The 17,484-nt window shown below is 54.7% G+C and carries 19 protein-coding genes and 2 tRNA genes; 6 read left to right on the plus strand and 15 right to left on the minus strand.

The window, feature by feature from the left end; all coding sequences use genetic code 11:
* Positions 1–59: 59 nt before the first annotated feature.
* Both DWV16_RS14790 and DWV16_RS14795 read right to left on the minus strand, forming a co-directional pair.
* Positions 60–136, minus strand: a tRNA-Pro gene (locus tag DWV16_RS14790).
* A gap of 3 nt (positions 137–139) precedes the next feature.
* Positions 140–213 (minus strand) — tRNA-Gln (locus tag DWV16_RS14795).
* 232 nt (positions 214–445) lie between these two features.
* On the opposite strand from DWV16_RS14795, the gene trxA reads away from it, so the two are divergent.
* From trxA to DWV16_RS14815, 4 genes are all read left to right on the plus strand, one after another.
* Positions 446–763 (plus strand): thioredoxin, encoded by a 318-nt coding sequence (gene trxA, locus DWV16_RS14800; RefSeq protein ID WP_066460133.1) that lies wholly within the window; start codon positions 446–448, stop codon positions 761–763.
* Positions 764–876: 113 nt separating this feature from the next.
* On the plus strand, positions 877–1,431 hold the full coding sequence (locus DWV16_RS14805) for a hypothetical protein (RefSeq protein WP_118479995.1): 555 nt from the start codon (positions 877–879) through the stop codon (positions 1,429–1,431).
* 122 nt (positions 1,432–1,553) lie between these two features.
* Positions 1,554–1,760, plus strand: a complete 207-nt coding sequence (locus DWV16_RS14810) for an alpha/beta-type small acid-soluble spore protein (RefSeq protein ID WP_066460135.1) — start codon at positions 1,554–1,556, stop codon at positions 1,758–1,760.
* Positions 1,761–1,860: 100 nt separating this feature from the next.
* Positions 1,861–2,616: a TIGR02206 family membrane protein gene (locus DWV16_RS14815; RefSeq protein WP_066460136.1), complete on the plus strand. Its 756-nt coding sequence runs from the start codon at positions 1,861–1,863 to the stop codon at positions 2,614–2,616.
* Positions 2,617–2,649: 33 nt separating this feature from the next.
* On the opposite strand, the gene DWV16_RS14820 is transcribed toward DWV16_RS14815, so the two are convergent.
* The 4 genes from DWV16_RS14820 to DWV16_RS14835 form a co-directional block, all read right to left on the minus strand.
* A complete protein-coding gene (locus DWV16_RS14820; RefSeq protein WP_118479996.1) occupies positions 2,650–4,410 on the minus strand; it encodes an NFACT family protein in 1,761 nt (586 codons plus the stop codon).
* 107 nt (positions 4,411–4,517) lie between these two features.
* Positions 4,518–5,702 carry an aminotransferase class I/II-fold pyridoxal phosphate-dependent enzyme gene (locus tag DWV16_RS14825; RefSeq protein ID WP_079988380.1) on the minus strand — a complete coding sequence of 395 codons (1,185 nt, stop codon included), beginning with the start codon at positions 5,700–5,702 and terminating at the stop codon, positions 4,518–4,520.
* Positions 5,702–6,199, minus strand: coding sequence for an Lrp/AsnC family transcriptional regulator (locus DWV16_RS14830; protein ID WP_243007336.1), 498 nt, complete (start codon positions 6,197–6,199; stop codon positions 5,702–5,704). Before DWV16_RS14830 ends, DWV16_RS14825 begins: the two co-directional genes overlap by 1 nt.
* 17 nt (positions 6,200–6,216) lie before the next feature.
* The gene (locus DWV16_RS14835; protein ID WP_158572926.1) at positions 6,217–7,032 is read right to left on the minus strand and encodes a histidinol-phosphatase HisJ family protein; all 816 of its coding nucleotides are present in this window, start codon (positions 7,030–7,032) and stop codon (positions 6,217–6,219) included.
* A gap of 183 nt (positions 7,033–7,215) precedes the next feature.
* Here DWV16_RS14835 and DWV16_RS14840 point away from each other — a divergent pair, with 183 nt between their 5' ends.
* On the plus strand, positions 7,216–7,485 hold the full coding sequence (locus tag DWV16_RS14840; protein WP_066460145.1) for an ACT domain-containing protein: 270 nt from the start codon (positions 7,216–7,218) through the stop codon (positions 7,483–7,485).
* 317 nt (positions 7,486–7,802) lie between these two features.
* A complete protein-coding gene (locus DWV16_RS14845; RefSeq protein ID WP_118480000.1) occupies positions 7,803–9,161 on the plus strand; it encodes a PFL family protein in 1,359 nt (452 codons plus the stop codon).
* A gap of 131 nt (positions 9,162–9,292) precedes the next feature.
* On the opposite strand, the gene DWV16_RS14850 is transcribed toward DWV16_RS14845, so the two are convergent.
* The 9 genes from DWV16_RS14850 to DWV16_RS14890 form a co-directional block, all read right to left on the minus strand.
* Positions 9,293–10,513 carry an LPXTG cell wall anchor domain-containing protein gene (locus tag DWV16_RS14850; protein WP_118480002.1) on the minus strand — a complete coding sequence of 407 codons (1,221 nt, stop codon included), beginning with the start codon at positions 10,511–10,513 and terminating at the stop codon, positions 9,293–9,295.
* Positions 10,514–10,828: 315 nt separating this feature from the next.
* The gene (gene ispE, locus DWV16_RS14855; protein ID WP_118480004.1) at positions 10,829–11,716 is read right to left on the minus strand and encodes a 4-(cytidine 5'-diphospho)-2-C-methyl-D-erythritol kinase; all 888 of its coding nucleotides are present in this window, start codon (positions 11,714–11,716) and stop codon (positions 10,829–10,831) included.
* A 119-nt stretch (positions 11,717–11,835) separates the two neighbouring features.
* Positions 11,836–13,008: a DUF362 domain-containing protein gene (locus DWV16_RS14860; protein WP_118480006.1), complete on the minus strand. Its 1,173-nt coding sequence runs from the start codon at positions 13,006–13,008 to the stop codon at positions 11,836–11,838.
* A gap of 36 nt (positions 13,009–13,044) precedes the next feature.
* Positions 13,045–13,800, minus strand: a complete 756-nt coding sequence (locus DWV16_RS14865) for a Nif3-like dinuclear metal center hexameric protein (RefSeq protein WP_158572927.1) — start codon at positions 13,798–13,800, stop codon at positions 13,045–13,047.
* A gap of 1 nt (position 13,801) precedes the next feature.
* On the minus strand, positions 13,802–14,488 hold the full coding sequence (locus tag DWV16_RS14870; protein WP_118480010.1) for a class I SAM-dependent methyltransferase: 687 nt from the start codon (positions 14,486–14,488) through the stop codon (positions 13,802–13,804).
* Complete coding sequence (locus DWV16_RS14875; RefSeq protein ID WP_066460157.1) at positions 14,488–14,700, minus strand: DUF1858 domain-containing protein; 213 nt, start codon at positions 14,698–14,700, stop codon at positions 14,488–14,490. Before DWV16_RS14875 ends, DWV16_RS14870 begins: the two co-directional genes overlap by 1 nt.
* Positions 14,701–14,857: 157 nt before the next feature.
* Positions 14,858–15,136, minus strand: coding sequence for a zinc-ribbon domain containing protein (locus tag DWV16_RS14880; protein WP_066460160.1), 279 nt, complete (start codon positions 15,134–15,136; stop codon positions 14,858–14,860).
* 142 nt (positions 15,137–15,278) lie between these two features.
* The gene (locus DWV16_RS14885) at positions 15,279–15,887 is read right to left on the minus strand and encodes a sigma-70 family RNA polymerase sigma factor (RefSeq protein WP_066460162.1); all 609 of its coding nucleotides are present in this window, start codon (positions 15,885–15,887) and stop codon (positions 15,279–15,281) included.
* A 165-nt stretch (positions 15,888–16,052) separates the two neighbouring features.
* Positions 16,053–17,405 carry an MATE family efflux transporter gene (locus DWV16_RS14890; RefSeq protein WP_066460164.1) on the minus strand — a complete coding sequence of 451 codons (1,353 nt, stop codon included), beginning with the start codon at positions 17,403–17,405 and terminating at the stop codon, positions 16,053–16,055.
* Positions 17,406–17,484: the final 79 nt, after the last annotated feature.

Below are 17,484 nucleotides of genomic sequence, written 5' to 3' on the forward strand. Positions count from 1 at the left end.
AGAGAAAAGAAAAATCCTGTAAACCAGCATTTTAAGCCAGTTTACAGGATTTAATTCAGTGGTCGAGGTGACAAGACTTGAACTTGCGGCCTCTGCGTCCCGAACGCAGCGCTCTACCAAACTGAGCCACACCTCGACGTGGCTGCCCGACTAGGATTCGAACCCAGACAAACAGAGTCAGAGTCTGTCGTGCTACCATTACACAATCGGGCAATTTGTTTTAGTCACGAGTTATATTATACCTCTGATTTTGGAAAAGTCAAGCCCTAAATCTCACATTTTTTGCGCATTTAAATTCTTTTTCAATTGCAGATAATTGCTGGAATATTTCCGGATCCATGATAAATCCTAAAGGAAGATAGAAATTATTTATAAAAACGCTTGATTATATACTTAAAAGGTGTATAATTGTGATAACGAAACACATTTTAAGGAGGCTTTCATTATGGCAGTTGAACATTTTACAAATGATACATTTAATGACAAGGTGCTTCAGGCAAACGCAACGGTCCTGGTCGATTTCTGGGCTCCCTGGTGTGGTCCATGCAAAATGCTTGGCCCCATCATCGAAGAACTCGCCAATGACCTGGACGGCAAAGCGGTCATCGGCAAAGTAAACATTGATGAAGAACAGGAACTTGCTGTAAAATACGGCGTAATGTCCATTCCGACCGTCGTCATTTTTAAAGACGGCCAGGAAGTCAGCCGTAATGTAGGGCTGACTTCTAAACATCAGCTTACCCAAATGATTGAAAATGCATAACGTCCCGCTTCGAAACGGGCTGCTTGATAAAATCCTCCGGATACCGGAGGATTTTATTTTTATTTGCGGGGAAACTAATGAAAGAAAAAAAATCGAAATATGGGTGATGTGGAGTGGTCGTAGTAACTGCGCGAGCCTCGGACAAGCGGCTGTGTTCTCTGCTGCAGGGCAGCTGTAAAAACGCGTTAAGCATTCTTGTGATCGACGCGGATGCGGCGGCATTGCATGGGAATGGGCCGGATCTTGTATATCTTGCGCCGCATTCTTTTATGAAACTGAATTGTGAAAATGCAATTTTCATCGTGCGCGACACGGGCTGCCTGCCCGAAACCGCCGATTGTGCAAACGCCGTAGCAATTGTGGACAGTTCCAATAAACCGGTCATGGAGCTGGTTGCCTCCCGGCATCTCAAAGCACTCACCTGTGGGCTTTCCAATTCGGATACCTTCACCCTCTCCTCCCTCACACGGGACAGCGCGGTCATCTCCCTGCGCCGACAGGTCACGGCTTTCGATGGGACTTTGATTGAGCCGTTTGAGCTGCCGGTCTCCTTCTCTTCTCCAATTGAACCGTTCACTCTGCTCGCCTGCGCGGCAGTATTCTGCATGCTTGGACGAAAAAATCCAATGGCCCATGCCATGCAGCTTGAATTGCGTCAACAGAAATGAAGCCGGTGGAAATTGGTCCCCGCATGCGTAAGATTTGGCAGTTATAATCAAAGATTCCGCGCCGATACTATTACTGCAAACGCACAAACTTTATTTTCAAAATTTAAGGAGTGTATGAAATTATGTCTAACTCTAATTCTTCCAGCAACCGTATTGTTGTCCCTGAAGCAAAAGAAGCTATGAACCGTTTTAAGATGGAAGCTGCCAACGAAGTCGGCGTTCCGCTCAAGCAGGGTTACAATGGCGATCTGACCTCCCGTCAGGCTGGTTCCATCGGCGGCCAGATGGTCAAAAAGATGATCGAAGCTTACGAGAACGGCATGAAATAAGATCCCTCCGGATCAAAATAAGGACGGACAGGCAATCGCCTGCCCGTCCTTTTGCTTTACAACATCGATCCAGACCGCTATACTGGAAACGGAATCATAAATGATCGAGGAGGGCGACGCTATCTTGGGATTTTTTGCTCCGGCAAACCGGATTTTGCCCGGAACAAAGGGTGTTGCGATCTTCAGTCCGATGCATTTGGCCTGGCTTGTGGGGGTATTTTTATTTTGCATCTGGCTGCTGAAAAAATTCGACAAGCAAACGGCCTCTGAACAAAAGCACTGGCTTCGGATTGCCGCCGCGGCTATGCTTTCCTCTGAGCTATTACGCATGCTTCTGCTCCTGTTGTCCGGCAGTTTTGATCCGGCATGGGCGTTGCCGCTTCACTTGTGCGGCGTAATGATTTTTGTGGAATTTCTGGCAGTGTGGACGCGGCAGGATTTTTTATGTGAGCTTTCCTTTGCGCTTGGGATGCCCGGCGCCTTTTTCGCGCTTGTCACACCGGGCGAAACGGCTTATCCTTTTTGGAATTTCTACTATCTCCAATTTATCCTGGTGCACACGCTGTTATTTCTAATACCGCTTTTCTTCGTGTCAGAAGGGTTCCTTCCGCGTGCGCGGCGTTTGCCGGGGTGTTTTCTGTTTCTGCTCGCGGTCGCCGGTGTGGATGCCGCAGCGAATACCGCCTTCGGCGGAAATTACCTCTTTCTTGGCGCTGCGTCCCCCGGCTCGCCGCTTGAGATGGTGCAGCGGCTTGCCGGGCGGTGGTATTTTTGGGGTACAGCAGCACTGGTCTGGGCACTGTGGGGGCTGCTTTACAGCGGGATGCGCCTGCTACGCCGCGCAAAACCAAAATGAAACGGGAGCCTGCCAAATGGCAGGCTCCCTTATTTATCGGTTTTGTGCGAGCCGCTCGACCAGCGCGCGGTCCGGCTCCACAATTGCGGTCTGATATGGCTCATAAAGTACCAATCCTGGCTTATTGGCGGGATGTTTGCGTACGTTGCGGATCTGGGTATAGTCGACCGGGACTTTGCCCGATTCACGTGCCTTGGAATGCCACGCTGCGATAACCGCAGCCTGTTCAAGCGTACGGTTGGGCACTTCTCGGCCTTCAGTGATGATCACGACATGCGACCCGGGGATCTTCTGGGTGTGGAACCAGATGTCCCCATTGCGGCTGTCTTTGAGGGTCAGCCGGTCGTTTTGAAGATTGTTTCGGCCACAGAGGATCGTAAAGCCGTCATCCGAAATGAACTTAAGCGGCGGGAGACGTTCCTCCTTCATGCCACGCCGCATAGTGCTGCGTACATAACCTTCCCCCGCAAGCTCCGACCGGATCGCGGAAAGCTCACTCTCAAGCGACGCACGGGCCAGTTCGTCAAAAACGGTGTCAAAATACGCAAGTTCCGCCTCACCCTGTGCAATGAGCGCACGCAGCTTCTTTTCAGCGGTATCCGCCTTGCGGTACTGTGCATAGTACCGCTGGGCGTTCTGGGCGGGCGTGAGGCGCACGTCCAGCGGGATCTCAATCTCCGGGCAGCCTTCCTCATAGTAGTTCTGGACGCGGGCGGTATTCTGCCCTTTTTCCAACGCATAGAGGTTTGAATTGATAAGGTCGCCGTAGATTTTGAGCTTTTCGCGTTCGGTGGACGTTTTGAGTTCTTCCCGCTGGGTGGAAAGCTTGCGGGCGGTGCGGTCCGAAAGGTTTACCAGCAGCTTCAAAAGATCCGCGCCGCGCTGGTGCATCCGGTCGATCCGGTCACGTTCGCTGTAAAAGCTGTCAAGCAGCCCGCTGTAGGTGTCATAGGCGCGGCAAACCAGTGTGTGCCCATACTGGTTCAGATCGATATAGGAGAAGTCCTTCGGCTTGCCGGCGGCGTCCACCAGCATGACCGGATGCGCCTTGCCTTCCCGCAGGGTATCGGAAAGCTGTGAAAGATAAAATTTCAGACGCATCTCCTGTTCCCCGGTGAGTTCGGAAACGACCGTATCGCCGCCGCGGGTGACATTGTGCGCCACTTCACGGCAGACAAGCGGGCTCATCCCTTCCAGCACACCAAGCAGCGCTTTGGAAAGTGGCAGACCGGGCGCACATTTTATCCGCTCTGCAATTTCTGTTGGGGCGGCGGTAAAAATCGAAAGGCGATCGGGCGCGGGTACGAGCGTATAGGACATCCCAGGCAGCACCGGCCGCACGCGGGACATCTCGTCGCTGATCCGCTTGATCGAATCGACCACCTTGTTATCCGGGCCGACCAGGATGATATTGCTGTGCCGGCCCATGATTTCGACTGCGAGGGTCATAACCACCTTATCGCCAAATTCATTGACCGTTTCAAACCGCAGATGCAGGATACGGTCAAGACCAATCTGCCGGATTTCCACCAGCTTTGCATTCGCAAGATGCTTGCGCATGAGCATACAGAACATTGGCGGAGATTTCGGATTGTCCTGCGGCAGGCTGGTGAAATGCAGCCGCGGGTTCGACGCTGACGCGGAGATCAGCAGCTTGTGATTGCCCGCCTGCACGCGCATTGCGAGCACGATCGTCTCTTTGGCGGGCTGGTGCACCTTGTCCACCCGTCCGCCGACGATTACGTCCGCGATTTCGTTTTTCAGCTGGTTTAAAAAGATTCCATCGAGTGGCATGGTGAAAGCTCCTTTTGGAAAATTGAGAAAGCAAGGCCGGGGGGATTTCTCCTGCAAATCCCCCCGGGCCCCAAATGCGCTTGAAGCACTGCCGCTTCCTATGCGGCTTAGACGTAAAGGCCTTCGTGGAAGCGGCCCATAAAATGCTCGATACGTTTGAGCGCCTCGAGCAGATGGTTGATCGAATAGGAATATGAAACGCGGATGAACCCTTCGCCGCAGGAGCCGAACGCATCGCCCGGCACCACCGCGAGCCGCTCTTCTTCCAGCAGCTGCATACAGAAATCACCGGAGGAAAGCCCTGTCGACCGGATACTAGGGAACACGTAGAAAGCGCCTTCAGGTTCAAAACAGGAAAGCCCAAGACGGTTGAAACCATCCACGACCAGGCGGCGGCGCATATCGTACTGCTCGCGCATATTCTCGATGTCCTCGTCGCAGTTTCTGAGCGCTTCGATCGCCGCATACTGGCTGGTGGTCGGCGCGCACATGACCGCATACTGATGGATCTTGAGCATCTGGGAAATAACCGGCTTTGGCCCCGCAACATAGCCGAGCCGCCAACCGGTCATCGCATAGGACTTTGAGAAGCCGTTTACGACGATGGTGCGTTCCTTCATACCGTCGATGGACGCGAACGAAATATGCCGTTTGGGGCCATAGGTAAGTTCAGCATAGATTTCGTCCGAAAGCACCATGATATCGGTTTGGCGCAACACCCCGGCGATCTCCTCCAGATGTTCGCGCCGCATGACGCCGCCCGTGGGGTTGTTTGGGTACGGCAGGATCAGCAGCTTGGTTTTTGGGGTGATCGCGGCCCGCAGCTGCTCTGCGGTCAGGCGGAAATGATCTTTGGCATGGGTCTGGATGGGTACCGGTACGCCGCAGGTCAGCTCGGTGATCGGGGTGTAGCAGACAAATGACGGCTCGACCACAAGCACCTCGTCGCCCGGATTCACAAGCGCGCGGATACAAAGGTCGATCCCTTCCGACCCGCCCACTGTGACGATCACCTCGTCCTTTGGGCAGTAATCAAGCGCGAAACGGCGGTTCAGGTAGCGGGCGATCTCCTCCTTGAGCGCTGCCATACCGGCGTTTGCCGTATAGAAGGTGTGGCCCCGCTCCAAACTTTCGATGCCCGCGTGTCGGATGCTCCAGGGCGTTTTGAAGTCCGGCTCTCCCACGCCCAGCGAAATGACGTCCTTCATCTCGGCGGCGATGTCAAAGAATTTACGGATGCCGGAAGGCTTTAATTCCACGGCGCGCCGGGACAATACTTTATTGTAATCGATCAATGGGAGGATCCCTCCCTCTCATCCGCAAAATCATCCACCATCATCACGTTGCGGTGTTTATATTTGCGCAGTACAAAATGCGTGGTGGTCGACTGGACAGATTCCATGGGGGCAAGCCGGTGGGCAACAAACATTGCCACATCCTTGAAAGTTTTCCCACTGATGGTAAGCGCGAGGTCGTAACCGCCGCTCATCAGATAGCAGGTCTCCACCTCCCGAAACTGGGAAACCGTATAGGCAATCTCTTCAAATCCCATGTTGCTTTTGGGGATGACTTTGATCTCAATACGCGCGGAAACCAGGTTGCGGTCGGTCTTATCCCAGTCGATAACCGCCTGATATCCCTTGATGATCCCCTTCTGTTCACAGTCCGCGATCGCCGCTGCAACGTCTTGCTCCGTGGCGCCGAGCATAACGGCCAGCTGCGCGTTTGTCAGCTTTGCATTTTCGCCCAGGAGACCCAACAGTTTCAGGATATCCATCTCTTTCATCATTCATAACTCCTTTTCTTTCAAATGATCTTCAGCTGCAGCGGCTGCCGCTGTTTATAAAATGTAAAACAGGAAAATCCCGCGTCAAGCAGCATTTCCATGGCGGTTTCAATTCCTCGGCCGACATTTTCAGCCGTATGCGCGTCCGAGCCAAGGGTGACATATTCCCCGCCAAGCTCCCGAAAACGCTTTATATACCGGCAAGGCGGCATCGTTTCGGCAATCTCCTGAAAAAGCCCGGAGGTGTTCATCTCAATCGCTTTGCCATTTTGCGCGGCAATCCGCAGGGTTTCCTCAATCAGATCGTCCCAACGGCGCAGATCGAGCGCGATCTGATGTTTCCCACAGATATAACGCAGCGGATATGTAAGGTGTCCGAGCGTATCAAATTTATTCTCTTTTGCGATGGCCGCCAGCGAGGTGAAATAATAGGTCATATATTCTTCGACTTCCCGCTGGCTCCACTCTTTGAAATCAATATAGTAGATATCGGTGCCGTCCGCAAGGTTATGATGGGAAATCATCACCATATCGAATACAAAATTCTGAAGAACCGCGTCGGTGAGCGCCGGATCGAAAAGGGTGTCCGACAGCTCGATGCCGCTGGAAACCGCAAGCCTGCCGCTAAAAATCCGTTTGCACTTGCGCACGTCGAACAGCGACTGGGTGATGCGGGTTTCAAACTGTCCCTTTTCATATTCCGCCAATTCACAGTGGTCGGTGATGCAAAGTCCCGAAAGGCCGGCTTCCACTGCCTTTTCACAGAGAAAGGTCACTGAATGCTCCCCATCGAAGGAATTATTGGAATGGACGTGGCTGTCAAACAGGTTGAACATAAAAGCGCCTCCTTGTGCGCCGCTTTCCCCATCTATGCAGGGGATAAAAACCATATTATAAGAAAGTATAGCACAAACCATGCCAATTAGTATAGTATTTTCGTAAATATTATGCTATACTCATATTATTCATCGGCAAAACCCAACCTGAAAACGGTATTTATTTTTGGGAGGTAACACAAAATGCGGGCTGTTTTGACTGTCATCGGCAAGGACCATGTTGGAATTCTTGCCAAGGTTGCAAACAAATGCGCCGAATGCAACGCCAATATCATCGAAGTCACCCAGACGGTCCTGCAGGAGCTGTTCTGCATGATCATGATGGTCGATATTTCAGATGTCAACTGCGAACTGTCCGAGCTGGTTTATCAGATGAATTCGCTTGGGGACCAAAGCGGGCTTTCGATCCACGTCATGCATGAGGACATCTTCAACTCAATGCACCGGATATAAGCGCTGCCCGGCACGATGCGCCGGAGTGTCCGCTTCGCGGCCGACGCGCTTTCAAAGGGGGCCTTCGACGCGCTGCCCGGCACGGTGTGCCGGAGCGTCCGCTTCGCGGCCGACGCGCTTTCAAAGGGGGCCGCACGCCCCCTTTGGATCCCCCGCGGGGTGCCGTCTATGACGGCCCGCTGCCTTCGCAGCGGATCTGAAAAAGGTGTGCCTTCGGCACGATTGAAGGCCCCGTTTTGGAAGGACAGGGTCCTTCCCCGCGATGCGTGAACGCTTCGCGCGACTTGTCATACTGAATATAAGGAGTACATAACGTTATGCTCAATACAAGCGACGTCCTTGAAACGATCCGCATGATACAGGACCAAAACCTTGATATCCGCACCATCACGATGGGCATTTCCCTGCTCGACTGCGCCGACAGCAACATCGACGACGCCTGTGAGAAGATCTATCAAAAGGTCACCCGCTGCGCGAAGGATCTTGTCAAAACCGGCGAGGCGCTTGAAATGGAATACGGCATTCCCATTATTAACAAGCGCATCTCGGTCACGCCGATTGCGATGCTGCTTGCTGCTTCTGGCGGCGATCCTGTAAAGTACGCGCACGCGCTTGAACGCGCGGCCTGCGAGGTTGGGGTCAATTTTATTGGTGGCTTTTCCGCGCTCGTCCACAAAGGCTTCGCCGCCGGGGACGAGGCGCTTATCAGCGCCATCCCCGACGCGCTCGCCGCGACCGAGCACGTCTGCTCGTCGGTCAATGTCGGTTCGACCAAGTCCGGCATCAACCTAGACGCCATCCGCATGATGGGCCAAGTGGTCCGCCGCTGTGCGGAAATCACCGCCAACCGGCAGTGCGTCGCAGCCTCCAAGCTGGTCGTTTTCTGCAACGCGCCGGAGGACAATCCCTTCATGGCAGGTGCATTTCACGGCGCTGGCGAACCCGACTGCGTCATCAATGTGGGGGTTTCCGGCCCGGGCGTCGTGCGCGCGGCGCTGGCCGCCGCGCCGGAGGATCTCGATATCACCGGTGTGGCGGAGCTCATTAAGAAAACCGCTTTCAAAATCACCCGCATGGGCCAGCTGATCGGTTCAGAAGCCTCCAAGCGGCTCGGCGTACCCTTTGGGATTGTTGATCTTTCTCTTGCGCCCACCCCAGCGGTAGGTGATTCGGTGGCACACATTCTTGAGGAGATCGGACTGGAACAATGCGGCGCCTGCGGTACCACCGCCTGCCTTGCCATGCTCAACGACGCGGTCAAAAAGGGCGGGGTCATGGCCTCCTCTTCGGTTGGTGGGCTTTCCGGCGCGTTCATCCCGGTATCTGAGGATGCGGGGATGATTGACGCTGCCCATTCCGGCGCGCTCTGCATCGAAAAACTCGAAGCGATGACCGCCGTCTGTTCGGTTGGCCTCGACATGATCGCAATCCCGGGCGACACGCCCGCCGAGGTGATTTCTGCCATCATCGCGGACGAAGCTGCCATCGGCATGGTGAATTCCAAGACGACCGCGGTGCGCGTCATCCCGGCCGTGGGGCTGGCAGACGGAGAAGAGCTTGAATTCGGCGGGCTGTTCGGCACCGCCCCGATTATGAAGGTCAACACCTTCTCCCCCGCGCGGTTCATCAACCGCGGCGGCCATATTCCCGCTCCGATCCAGGCGCTGAAAAACTAAACGGCTCGCAAAAGGCCGCCGGGCTGATACCCGGCGGCCTTTTTGCATCAAATCGAGGAAACCGCCCGCAGGAAAATTTCCTGCGGGCGGTTTTCCTGTACGCTCATTTCAAGTTTATGGGATATGGGGTCTTATTTTGAAACTTTTCGGAATGCCAGTGCGCTGGCCGCCGCGAGAGACACAACCGCGCCGAAGACCGCGACATTCACCATGTCGCTGGAACCGGTCTGCGGGATCACTTTGTCAGTATCAGTGACATCAGAAGTATCGTCCGAAGCGATATCATCATTGGAGACATCCGCTTCCTCGTCATCGTTATAGGAATCGATATCGAGTTCGGTATCGGAAATGACGTAGGTTCCAAGGGTACGGGTTTTCATCGACCAGCCTGCGATCTCCTGGTCGTCCTCGGAATAGGTGAACTTGTCGGTGACATCGACCAGATAGCCGTCCGCGTCGCGCTCATAGATAAAACAGGTTTCCGGATCTGGGACATAGTCGTCATCCTCATCCCATGGGATGCCGAGGGTCAGGGTCGCGCGGGAAGTGGACGGGACGGTCGGGTTGCCGACAAAATCATAGAAATAGAGCTCCGCGTCAACCGGGTCGCCGTATTCGGCATAGAGATCGCGGTCAACCGAGGTGGACAGCCGGGCATAGAAATCGGAAGCATCGTCATCCGCTTCAAATTCGAGCGCCGCGCGGTCGTCGCCCCAGATGAGGGTGTTGTTTTCATTTTCGTCAGGGCTGAAATAGACACGGTCGCCGGTATCCGGATTGTCGTCGTTTTCAGCTTTTTCGTTATTGATCCAGAAGGAGTATGGGATCACCAGCATGTCGTCCTTCTCGTAATTTGCATCCGATGAATAATCATATTTACTGTCGTCGCTGCCGGAATCACGTTTTGCCTTGAAGGTGATTTCACCATCTGTGTGGATTTCCGAGGTTGTGGTGGTGTCTGCCAGGACGATCTCGAGAACCAGATCCGCCCGATCCTGGCCCGCAACCTTCTTGTCGGTCAGCAGCTTGATGGAGCTGATCATCTTGCCATTGGTGTCCTTGTCATAGTCGAATTTGAACAGGTCGCTGTCCTTAAGGTCTGAAGTATTGACCGCCGGGTCTGTACCAATTTTACCATCCTCGATGATGAAATAAAGGGTCTGGCCAGGGGTGACATCCTCGCCGTTGATTTCTCCGCCTGTAAGGGTGAAATCATCGACCGCTTCATCGTCATCGTCCCAAACGCCCTCGAAGACAGCCTCCCCAAAATCATTGCTTGACGCCGCGAACGCCGCCACCGACATCGTCGCGGCCATCGCCGCAGACAGCAGCAGGGATAGGATTTTTTTCATGTGTTTGTTTCCTCCTTAAAAAATATCAGTTCGTTTCCCAGCTGGAAGATCCTGTCCAGCCGTTGTGACCAGAATATTCCTTTTGTGTGTTACCGCTTTGTAACCAGTGTGATCAAAAACTGAATTTTTAATGAAGTTTTTTTCACAAAAATGCAAAAATAAAGGGCTGCCGAAGGCAGCCCTTTGCGCTGGAGAAATCATTAAAGCCGACCCTTTTCAGGGGAAAGCCCGTCGATCGAACTTTCCCTATCAGATATCGCCTATCTGTATCGAAAGCCTGACGCCACTTCGTGAACTTTTATTGCTATGTAGTTTCTATTCGCGCACATCCAGCACCACAGCGCCATGCGGCGCCGGCCGTGCCAGAAAAACCGCTTCAGACATATCATAGAGCTTGCGCATACAGTGCTTGGCAAGCGAACGGCTGTCAAAAATACCGAACACCGCCGATCCGCTCCCGCTCATCAGCGTGCCCAGCGCGCCGCAGGAGATCATCTTCCGTTTAATCGCTGGGATTTCCGGAAGATACGCAACTTCTTCGAGGACGTTATACATACTGGCGGAAAAGTCTTTGAGGTTGTCCATCCGAAGCTGTTTTAAGAGATATTCAATGTCCGGATGGTTCTCCCCGCCCCGTTCATCGTAACGCGCGTACGCTTCCTTTGTGGAGATGCCCGCCGGGGGCTTCGCAATCAGGATCTGGCATCTGGGCAGTTCCTCCACCTCCGCAAGCCGTTCCCCGATCCCAGTGGCCCGCTGAGTACCCCCCATCAGGCAGAATGGCACGTCCGCTCCCACTTCGGCGCCAAGCCTGCAAAGCCTGAACAGATCTTCGTTCACGTCAAAAAACACATTAAGCCCCATCAGCACGGCGGCCGCATCGGCGCTGCCGCCGGCAAGTCCCGCCTGAACCGGCAGCCGCTTCTGGATATCGATTGAAATGCCCGTATCCGGCTGGCCGAATTCCGCAAAGAACTTCTGTGCCGCAATGTGAGCGAAATTGGTTTCATCGCAGGGGATGCGCGGCCGGTCACAGGAGATAAAGATCCCCTTCTGATCCATGCGTGAAATGGTCACTGTATCGCACAGGTCGATCGTCTGCATAATCGTATCCACATTGTGATAGCCATCGGCACGTTTGCCGGTGATGTCAAACGACAGGTTGATTTTTCCCGGGGCTTCGACGATTACCGTCTTTTTCATCAGGATCACCTTCCCCTTCTGTTTCCCTTTTCTGCATCTTTATTTTACCAGATTTCTCCCTCTTTTGCCAGTCCGTTTGCCTTCTTTTGCGCGGATTCTACAAAAGTTTCCCGGCTCTTTCAGTCGGATTTGCTTTTTGAAAAGAAATGGAATACCTTCGGTGACTTGATATCAATGGCCTTCACCGGACACATCTCATGGCAGCAAAAACAACGGATGCAGTTGGAATAATCAATACTGGCCTTGCGCCCAGCAATCGCAATCGTCTTTGCCGGACAGCTTTCGGCGCATTTTCCGCATCCGATGCAGTCCTGCGTGCGGATTTTTGGCTTTGAGGCCAGATGCGGCTCGAGCCAGCGTACAGCCGGCCGCAAAAAGCCCGGCACATTGCCCGCAAAGTTAAGCGTCTTGCTCGCAGGCAGCGCAAAATCGGGCACCGCCAGCCGGTCGGCGGCATCCGCATCCCCCAATATCTCCACCGCCTGCCAATTTCCCGGACAAAGCCCCCGTTTAACCGCTTCCGCAAGCATCGGCACCTCTTTGGGCGTCAGCCCGATCAGATGCGCCATCACCAGATCGAGCGCGTAAAAGTTTTCCCCGCGCGCCGCAGCCGTGATCCCGACATGCCGCGGCATGCCGCCGGTCGGACCGTCGCCTTCCATTGCGTCTATCCCATCGACAATTGTGAGCCCCGGTCGGATGAGCAGCGAAAGGTCGATCAGCATCTGCACAAACCGCGCGCTGTCCGGAAAACGGTAATGCAGCTGGGGCTTGAGCAGCCCCGGGATGCAGCCGAAGAGATTTTTAATCCCACACGACAGGGTCGTCATGCAGTGGGTCTTGAGTTTACAGATATTGATCACGTAGTCCGCGTCAGCAATGGGATCAATGATATCGAAAGAACGGCAGAGCCGGCCTTCGGCGACATGCAGTTCCCGAGAACCGCACGCGGTGTTGCAGGTGATCTTGCACCGGCGGGCCACCTCGGCGTATCCGGTCAGCTCATAGGCCGCGGAAAGCACCTGCGGCGTATATAAACCGCCTGGACTGTCCGCAATCACGATATCGGTGATCCCCATTCCCTGTAAATGGCGCACCACCGCCTCGATCATCGCCGGATGAGTGGTGGCGGCGCGGTCCGGCTTGCAGCGCATAATGAGATTCGGTTTCACGACAACCTTCATTCCCGGACGAAGGTCGTCCGCTCCGAGTATGGAAAAATGGCGCGCGATTGCCTCGCGCACCGTCCGTTCGTTATAATCGTGGGTTTCAAGCAGGGAAATTGCAGCCATATAGAACTCCTTCGGCGGTAAATTTCATTTGTCGGATCAGATGGTGGTGGTCGGCGAGGCATCCGCATGCGCGACAGCGACCGGCACATCCGGCAGCGCCCTTTTGCAGAGTTCAGCCAGATATTCCACCACGAACCGTTCGGTGCCGTAATGCCCGGCATCGATCACCGTGATCCCCATGCGCACCGCATCGAGCATCACATCGTGTTTCACGTCGCCGGTGACAAGCGCCTGACAGCCGTTCGCGGCCGCCTCTGCCAGGAAACTGCCGCCGCTGCCGCCGCAGACCGCCACCCTTTCGACGGCGCGTCCGCCGTCGCAGTAGCGCACTGCCTGGTCGTCCAGCAGCCGCTTGACATAATAGGCGAACTCCGGCGGCGTCATGCCGCGCGCAAGCGTCCCTGCCCGCAGCATCCCGTCCTCACCCACAACCGCGACATTCTGCAGTCCCAGCCGCGCGCAGAGGATATCATTCACGCCGCCCGGAGCCTTGTCGAGATTGGTGTGCGCGCTGATCACCGAAATCCCCGCGCGCACCAGCTTATAAACCGGCATGTCGGCCGTGACTTTTTTGATGGGGTGGAAAATGACCGGATGATGGGTCACGATCAGGTTCGCGCCGCGGCCGGCCGCTTCCGCAATCACCGCATCGGTCGCGTCGAGCGCGACCACCGTACCGCGCACCATTTCCTCCGGATCGCCGACCAGCAAACCCGGGTTGTCAAAGTCCATGGCGGTAGAAAAATCCGCCGCTTCATTGATGACGTCATATACATGTTTCACCGTTGCCATATCAGTTCCCGCCTTCCAATTTTTCCAGCAGCGCGGCATACCGCGCAAGCTCTTCGCTGTCCAGGGAGGATCGTTTCAGGCCTTCCACTTTTTCCCGCACCTGCCGGGCCACTTTCGCAACATACTGCCGCGCGGCCGGGTCCGGGCTGGTGAGCAGTTCTCCCACCCAGGCGGACGCGTCGTCAAGCTCCCGCGTCTGTCCAGTGTAAGCCGCCTGCATCACGATATAAGGAAAATATCTCGACACCACAGCCTTTTCCCGCAGAATTGCAAAACCGTTTGCGTACAGCGCGCGTCGCAGCCGTTCGTGCTTGGTCATCGGCTGCAGGAGAAACCGCAGGCCGGCGTCGCGGGTCCAGTCAGGGCGGCCTAGGATCTCCCAGATAAGGTCGCCCCCCATCCCCGCGATCACGATGTCGTCCACCTGGCCCGGCCGGATGTCCGCCAAGCCATCGCATAAAAGGAGTTTTGCCCGATGCCGCACCCTGTATGCGGACAAAGTGAAAGCCGCCTTTTCGAGCGGCTTTTGGTTGATGTCACACGCGAACCCAAACGGCGCCTTTCCGCTGGCAAGCAGCCAGGCAATCAGGTAGCCGTGGTCGGTACCAATGTCGGCGCAGCGCGCGCCATCCCGCACCATGGAAGCGATGGCGGCGAGCCGCGCGTCAAGTCTTGGCAGCTTTTCCATCAGGCCATAACGTTCTTCGCGCCCTCATGGGCGTTGAGTTTTCTGAGCAGGTCGTCACAGTCCACATCGTGCACCTGGCAGGCCTCTTCGATGGTTTCTCCGCGGGATGACGGACAGCCCAGGCAGTGCATACCCATTTCAATGAAGTATTTGGCGAGGGAAACGTCGTGGTCGAGCGCTTCGCCGATGAGGGTATCCTTTGTATAGGTCATTTTGAAAGCCTCCAATTTTAAAGTCTTTGATTGGGAAAATTATAGCACGTTTCCCGTATCCAGGCAATACCGGGAGTACACATGCGGAAAGTTTCCGCCCGTTAAGGCATGAAAAAGGCCGCCGTATCAAAACGGCGGCCTGAAAGCATTCAGTGGATTACTGCTGCTCTTTCATCTTGGCAAAGCAGTCGGAGCAGTAGACCGGACGGTCCTCACGCGGCTGGAACGGAACTTTCGCTTCGCATCCGCAGGAAGCACAGGTCGCGGTGAACATCTCTCTCTGGGGTCTGGTGCTGTTTTTACGGGCGTCACGGCAAGCTTTGCAGCGCTGGGGCTCGTTGACGAAGCCTCTCTCTGCGTAGAATTCCTGTTCACCAGCGGTGAAAACAAACTCGGATCCGCACTCTTTGCATGTCAGTGTTTTGTCAGTGTACATTTTGGTTACCTCGCTTAAAATTTGGATTTACCCGCTGGAACTGCGTGGACCGAGATTGAAATCAAGCTCTGCCAATGGCGCCAAAGGGTATTTTTTATGCAATCCCTCTCGGGACTGTCACAGGATAGGGTTTGCGAAAGGCTCACTCGCAGGTGAACACATTCCGCAGCTTTCGCCGCACTCTTTGCAAGGCATTGTCAACAGCTTTCGTGGATGAGCCGAGTTGTTTTGACATCTCGTCATAGGAGTAGGAGCTGAGGTACAATTGTAAAACTTGCCGTTCGAAGATAGACAAAAGGTTTTCGATTCGCCGGTTGCGGGCATCGGTTTCCTCATTGCGGATCACCAACAGTTCCGGGTCGTCTCCGGCAGCCACAACACCAAGCTGCTCAGGGGCGTCGGACCCGCTCAGGGAAACATATCCGCGCATGGGGGCGTTTTTATCCCGCATATGGGCTTTTACCGCGCTGAGCATCTTGTTGTTCACGCACACGGTAGCAAAGGTCTTAAAGCTGCCGGGCAGGTCGTCGCGGTAGTTACGCACCGCTTTCAGAAGGGCGATCATCCCTTCCTGATACAGATCATCTGCATCCAGTTCATTGCGCAGGTAACTTCTGGCGCGCAACTGTACAAGCGGGGCGAAGCGCTGGATCAGCGCTGTCAATGCATCGTTGTCGCCGTCTTTGGCAAGCCTGGCCAGCTCTTCATCACGCATGCCTCTCAAAAGTGCAGATTGTGAAGTCCTGTCCATTTAAGCTCTCCCAAATTCCAACGTGTCAGCACGTCGTCTAAGCTGATGCAAGTTTTATTATAGCGTCAACTTTTCCTTTTGTCAAGCTTTTTGAAAAACTGCAATCTTTTCGGCATGGTTTTGTGAAATTTTCCAAAATCCGATTTTATTTTCCATCCATACAGCCTAAACCGTGACATCCCGCAGCCAGCGGAACCTGCAAATCCGTACCGAAGAAACGACCGTTTTGAGGATCTCGTCGCACTTGAGCACCAGGAACACCGCGGGTGCGGGCCAGCCGAGCCAAAGCCCGGTGAAGAATCCAAGCGGTACCGCGACGCCCCACAGGAAGATCACCTCGCAGACCAGCACGAACTTTGCGTCGCCGCCCGCGCGCAGAACCCCCACCATTCCGACCATTGCGATCGCCTGGAAAAAGACGATCAGCGCGCCGACCCGATTGATGGCCAGCGCAATCGCAATGGTTTCGGCTGACAGCTCATACATCGAGACAAAAACCGGAGAAAGCAGCAGCGTGACCACAGCCGAAAAGATTCCCAGCAGGATTGACAGCGCGAACAGGGTGATCGAACGCTGCTTGGCACGCTCGATGTCGCCCGAACCGATCGTGTTGCCCACGATGGTGAGCGCCGCGTTGCCCACGCCGAATATGATCACCGAAACCAATTGGTTCAAAACCGAATAGATGCTGTTCGCCGCGACGAAATTCGTACCCATCCGTCCGATGACCACGGCGACCATCGACACGCCAAGTCCCCACATCAGCTCGTTGCCGATAACCGGAATGGAAATGGAGACATATTTTCCATAAAGCGGCCGGTTGTTCGGCAGAAGGTCCCGCAGCGAAAAACGGATCTTCTTTTCCTTCCACAGGATATAACCGACCGCGATCAAAAATTCGCTCACACGCGCGACGCAGGTCGCGATCGCGCCGCCGCGGATTTCCAGCCGCGGCGCGCCGAAGTTGCCGAAGATCAGCATGTAGTTCAGGGTGGTGTTGACGACGAGCGAAGTCAGATAGACCACCACCGAAATGTTGACCGTACCGATCGACCGCAGCATCATGATCGACATATTCGCAAGCGCATACAGTGGGTACGACCAGCCGATGATCCGCAGATACTGCGCGCCATATTCGATGACCGCGGTTTCAGTCGTGAAGATTGACATAAACTGGGTCGGGAAAATGAGCGCGATCAGGCTGAAAATAATCGCAGAAACAAAGCCGACCTTAAAGGTCATCGCTTCGATCCGCCTGATGGTCTCAACATCCTTTTTCCCCCAGAACTGCGCAATCAGGACATTCGCGCCGCCCGATACCCCAAAACAGACGATCATCAGCATAAACCAGAGCTGGTTTGCGATCGAGGTCGCGGACAGCTGCGTCTCGCCAAGCTGCCCGATCATCAGGGTGTCCATCATCGATACTGCGACGGTGATGAGATTCTGCAATGCAATCGGCACTGCGATTGTAACAAGGGTCCGATAGAACGCCTTGTCGCTGACAAAGAGTTTCATGTTTCCTCCCATATCCCTTCAAACAGAAAACGGGCGGGCTCCCGGCCCGCCACAGGGGGTTTTCCATCTTATCCTTCGG

It is taken from the genome of Anaerotruncus sp. AF02-27, from assembly GCF_003465835.1.
In the GTDB taxonomy this organism is placed as follows: Bacteria; Bacillota; Clostridia; order Oscillospirales; family Ruminococcaceae; genus Anaerotruncus; species Anaerotruncus rubiinfantis.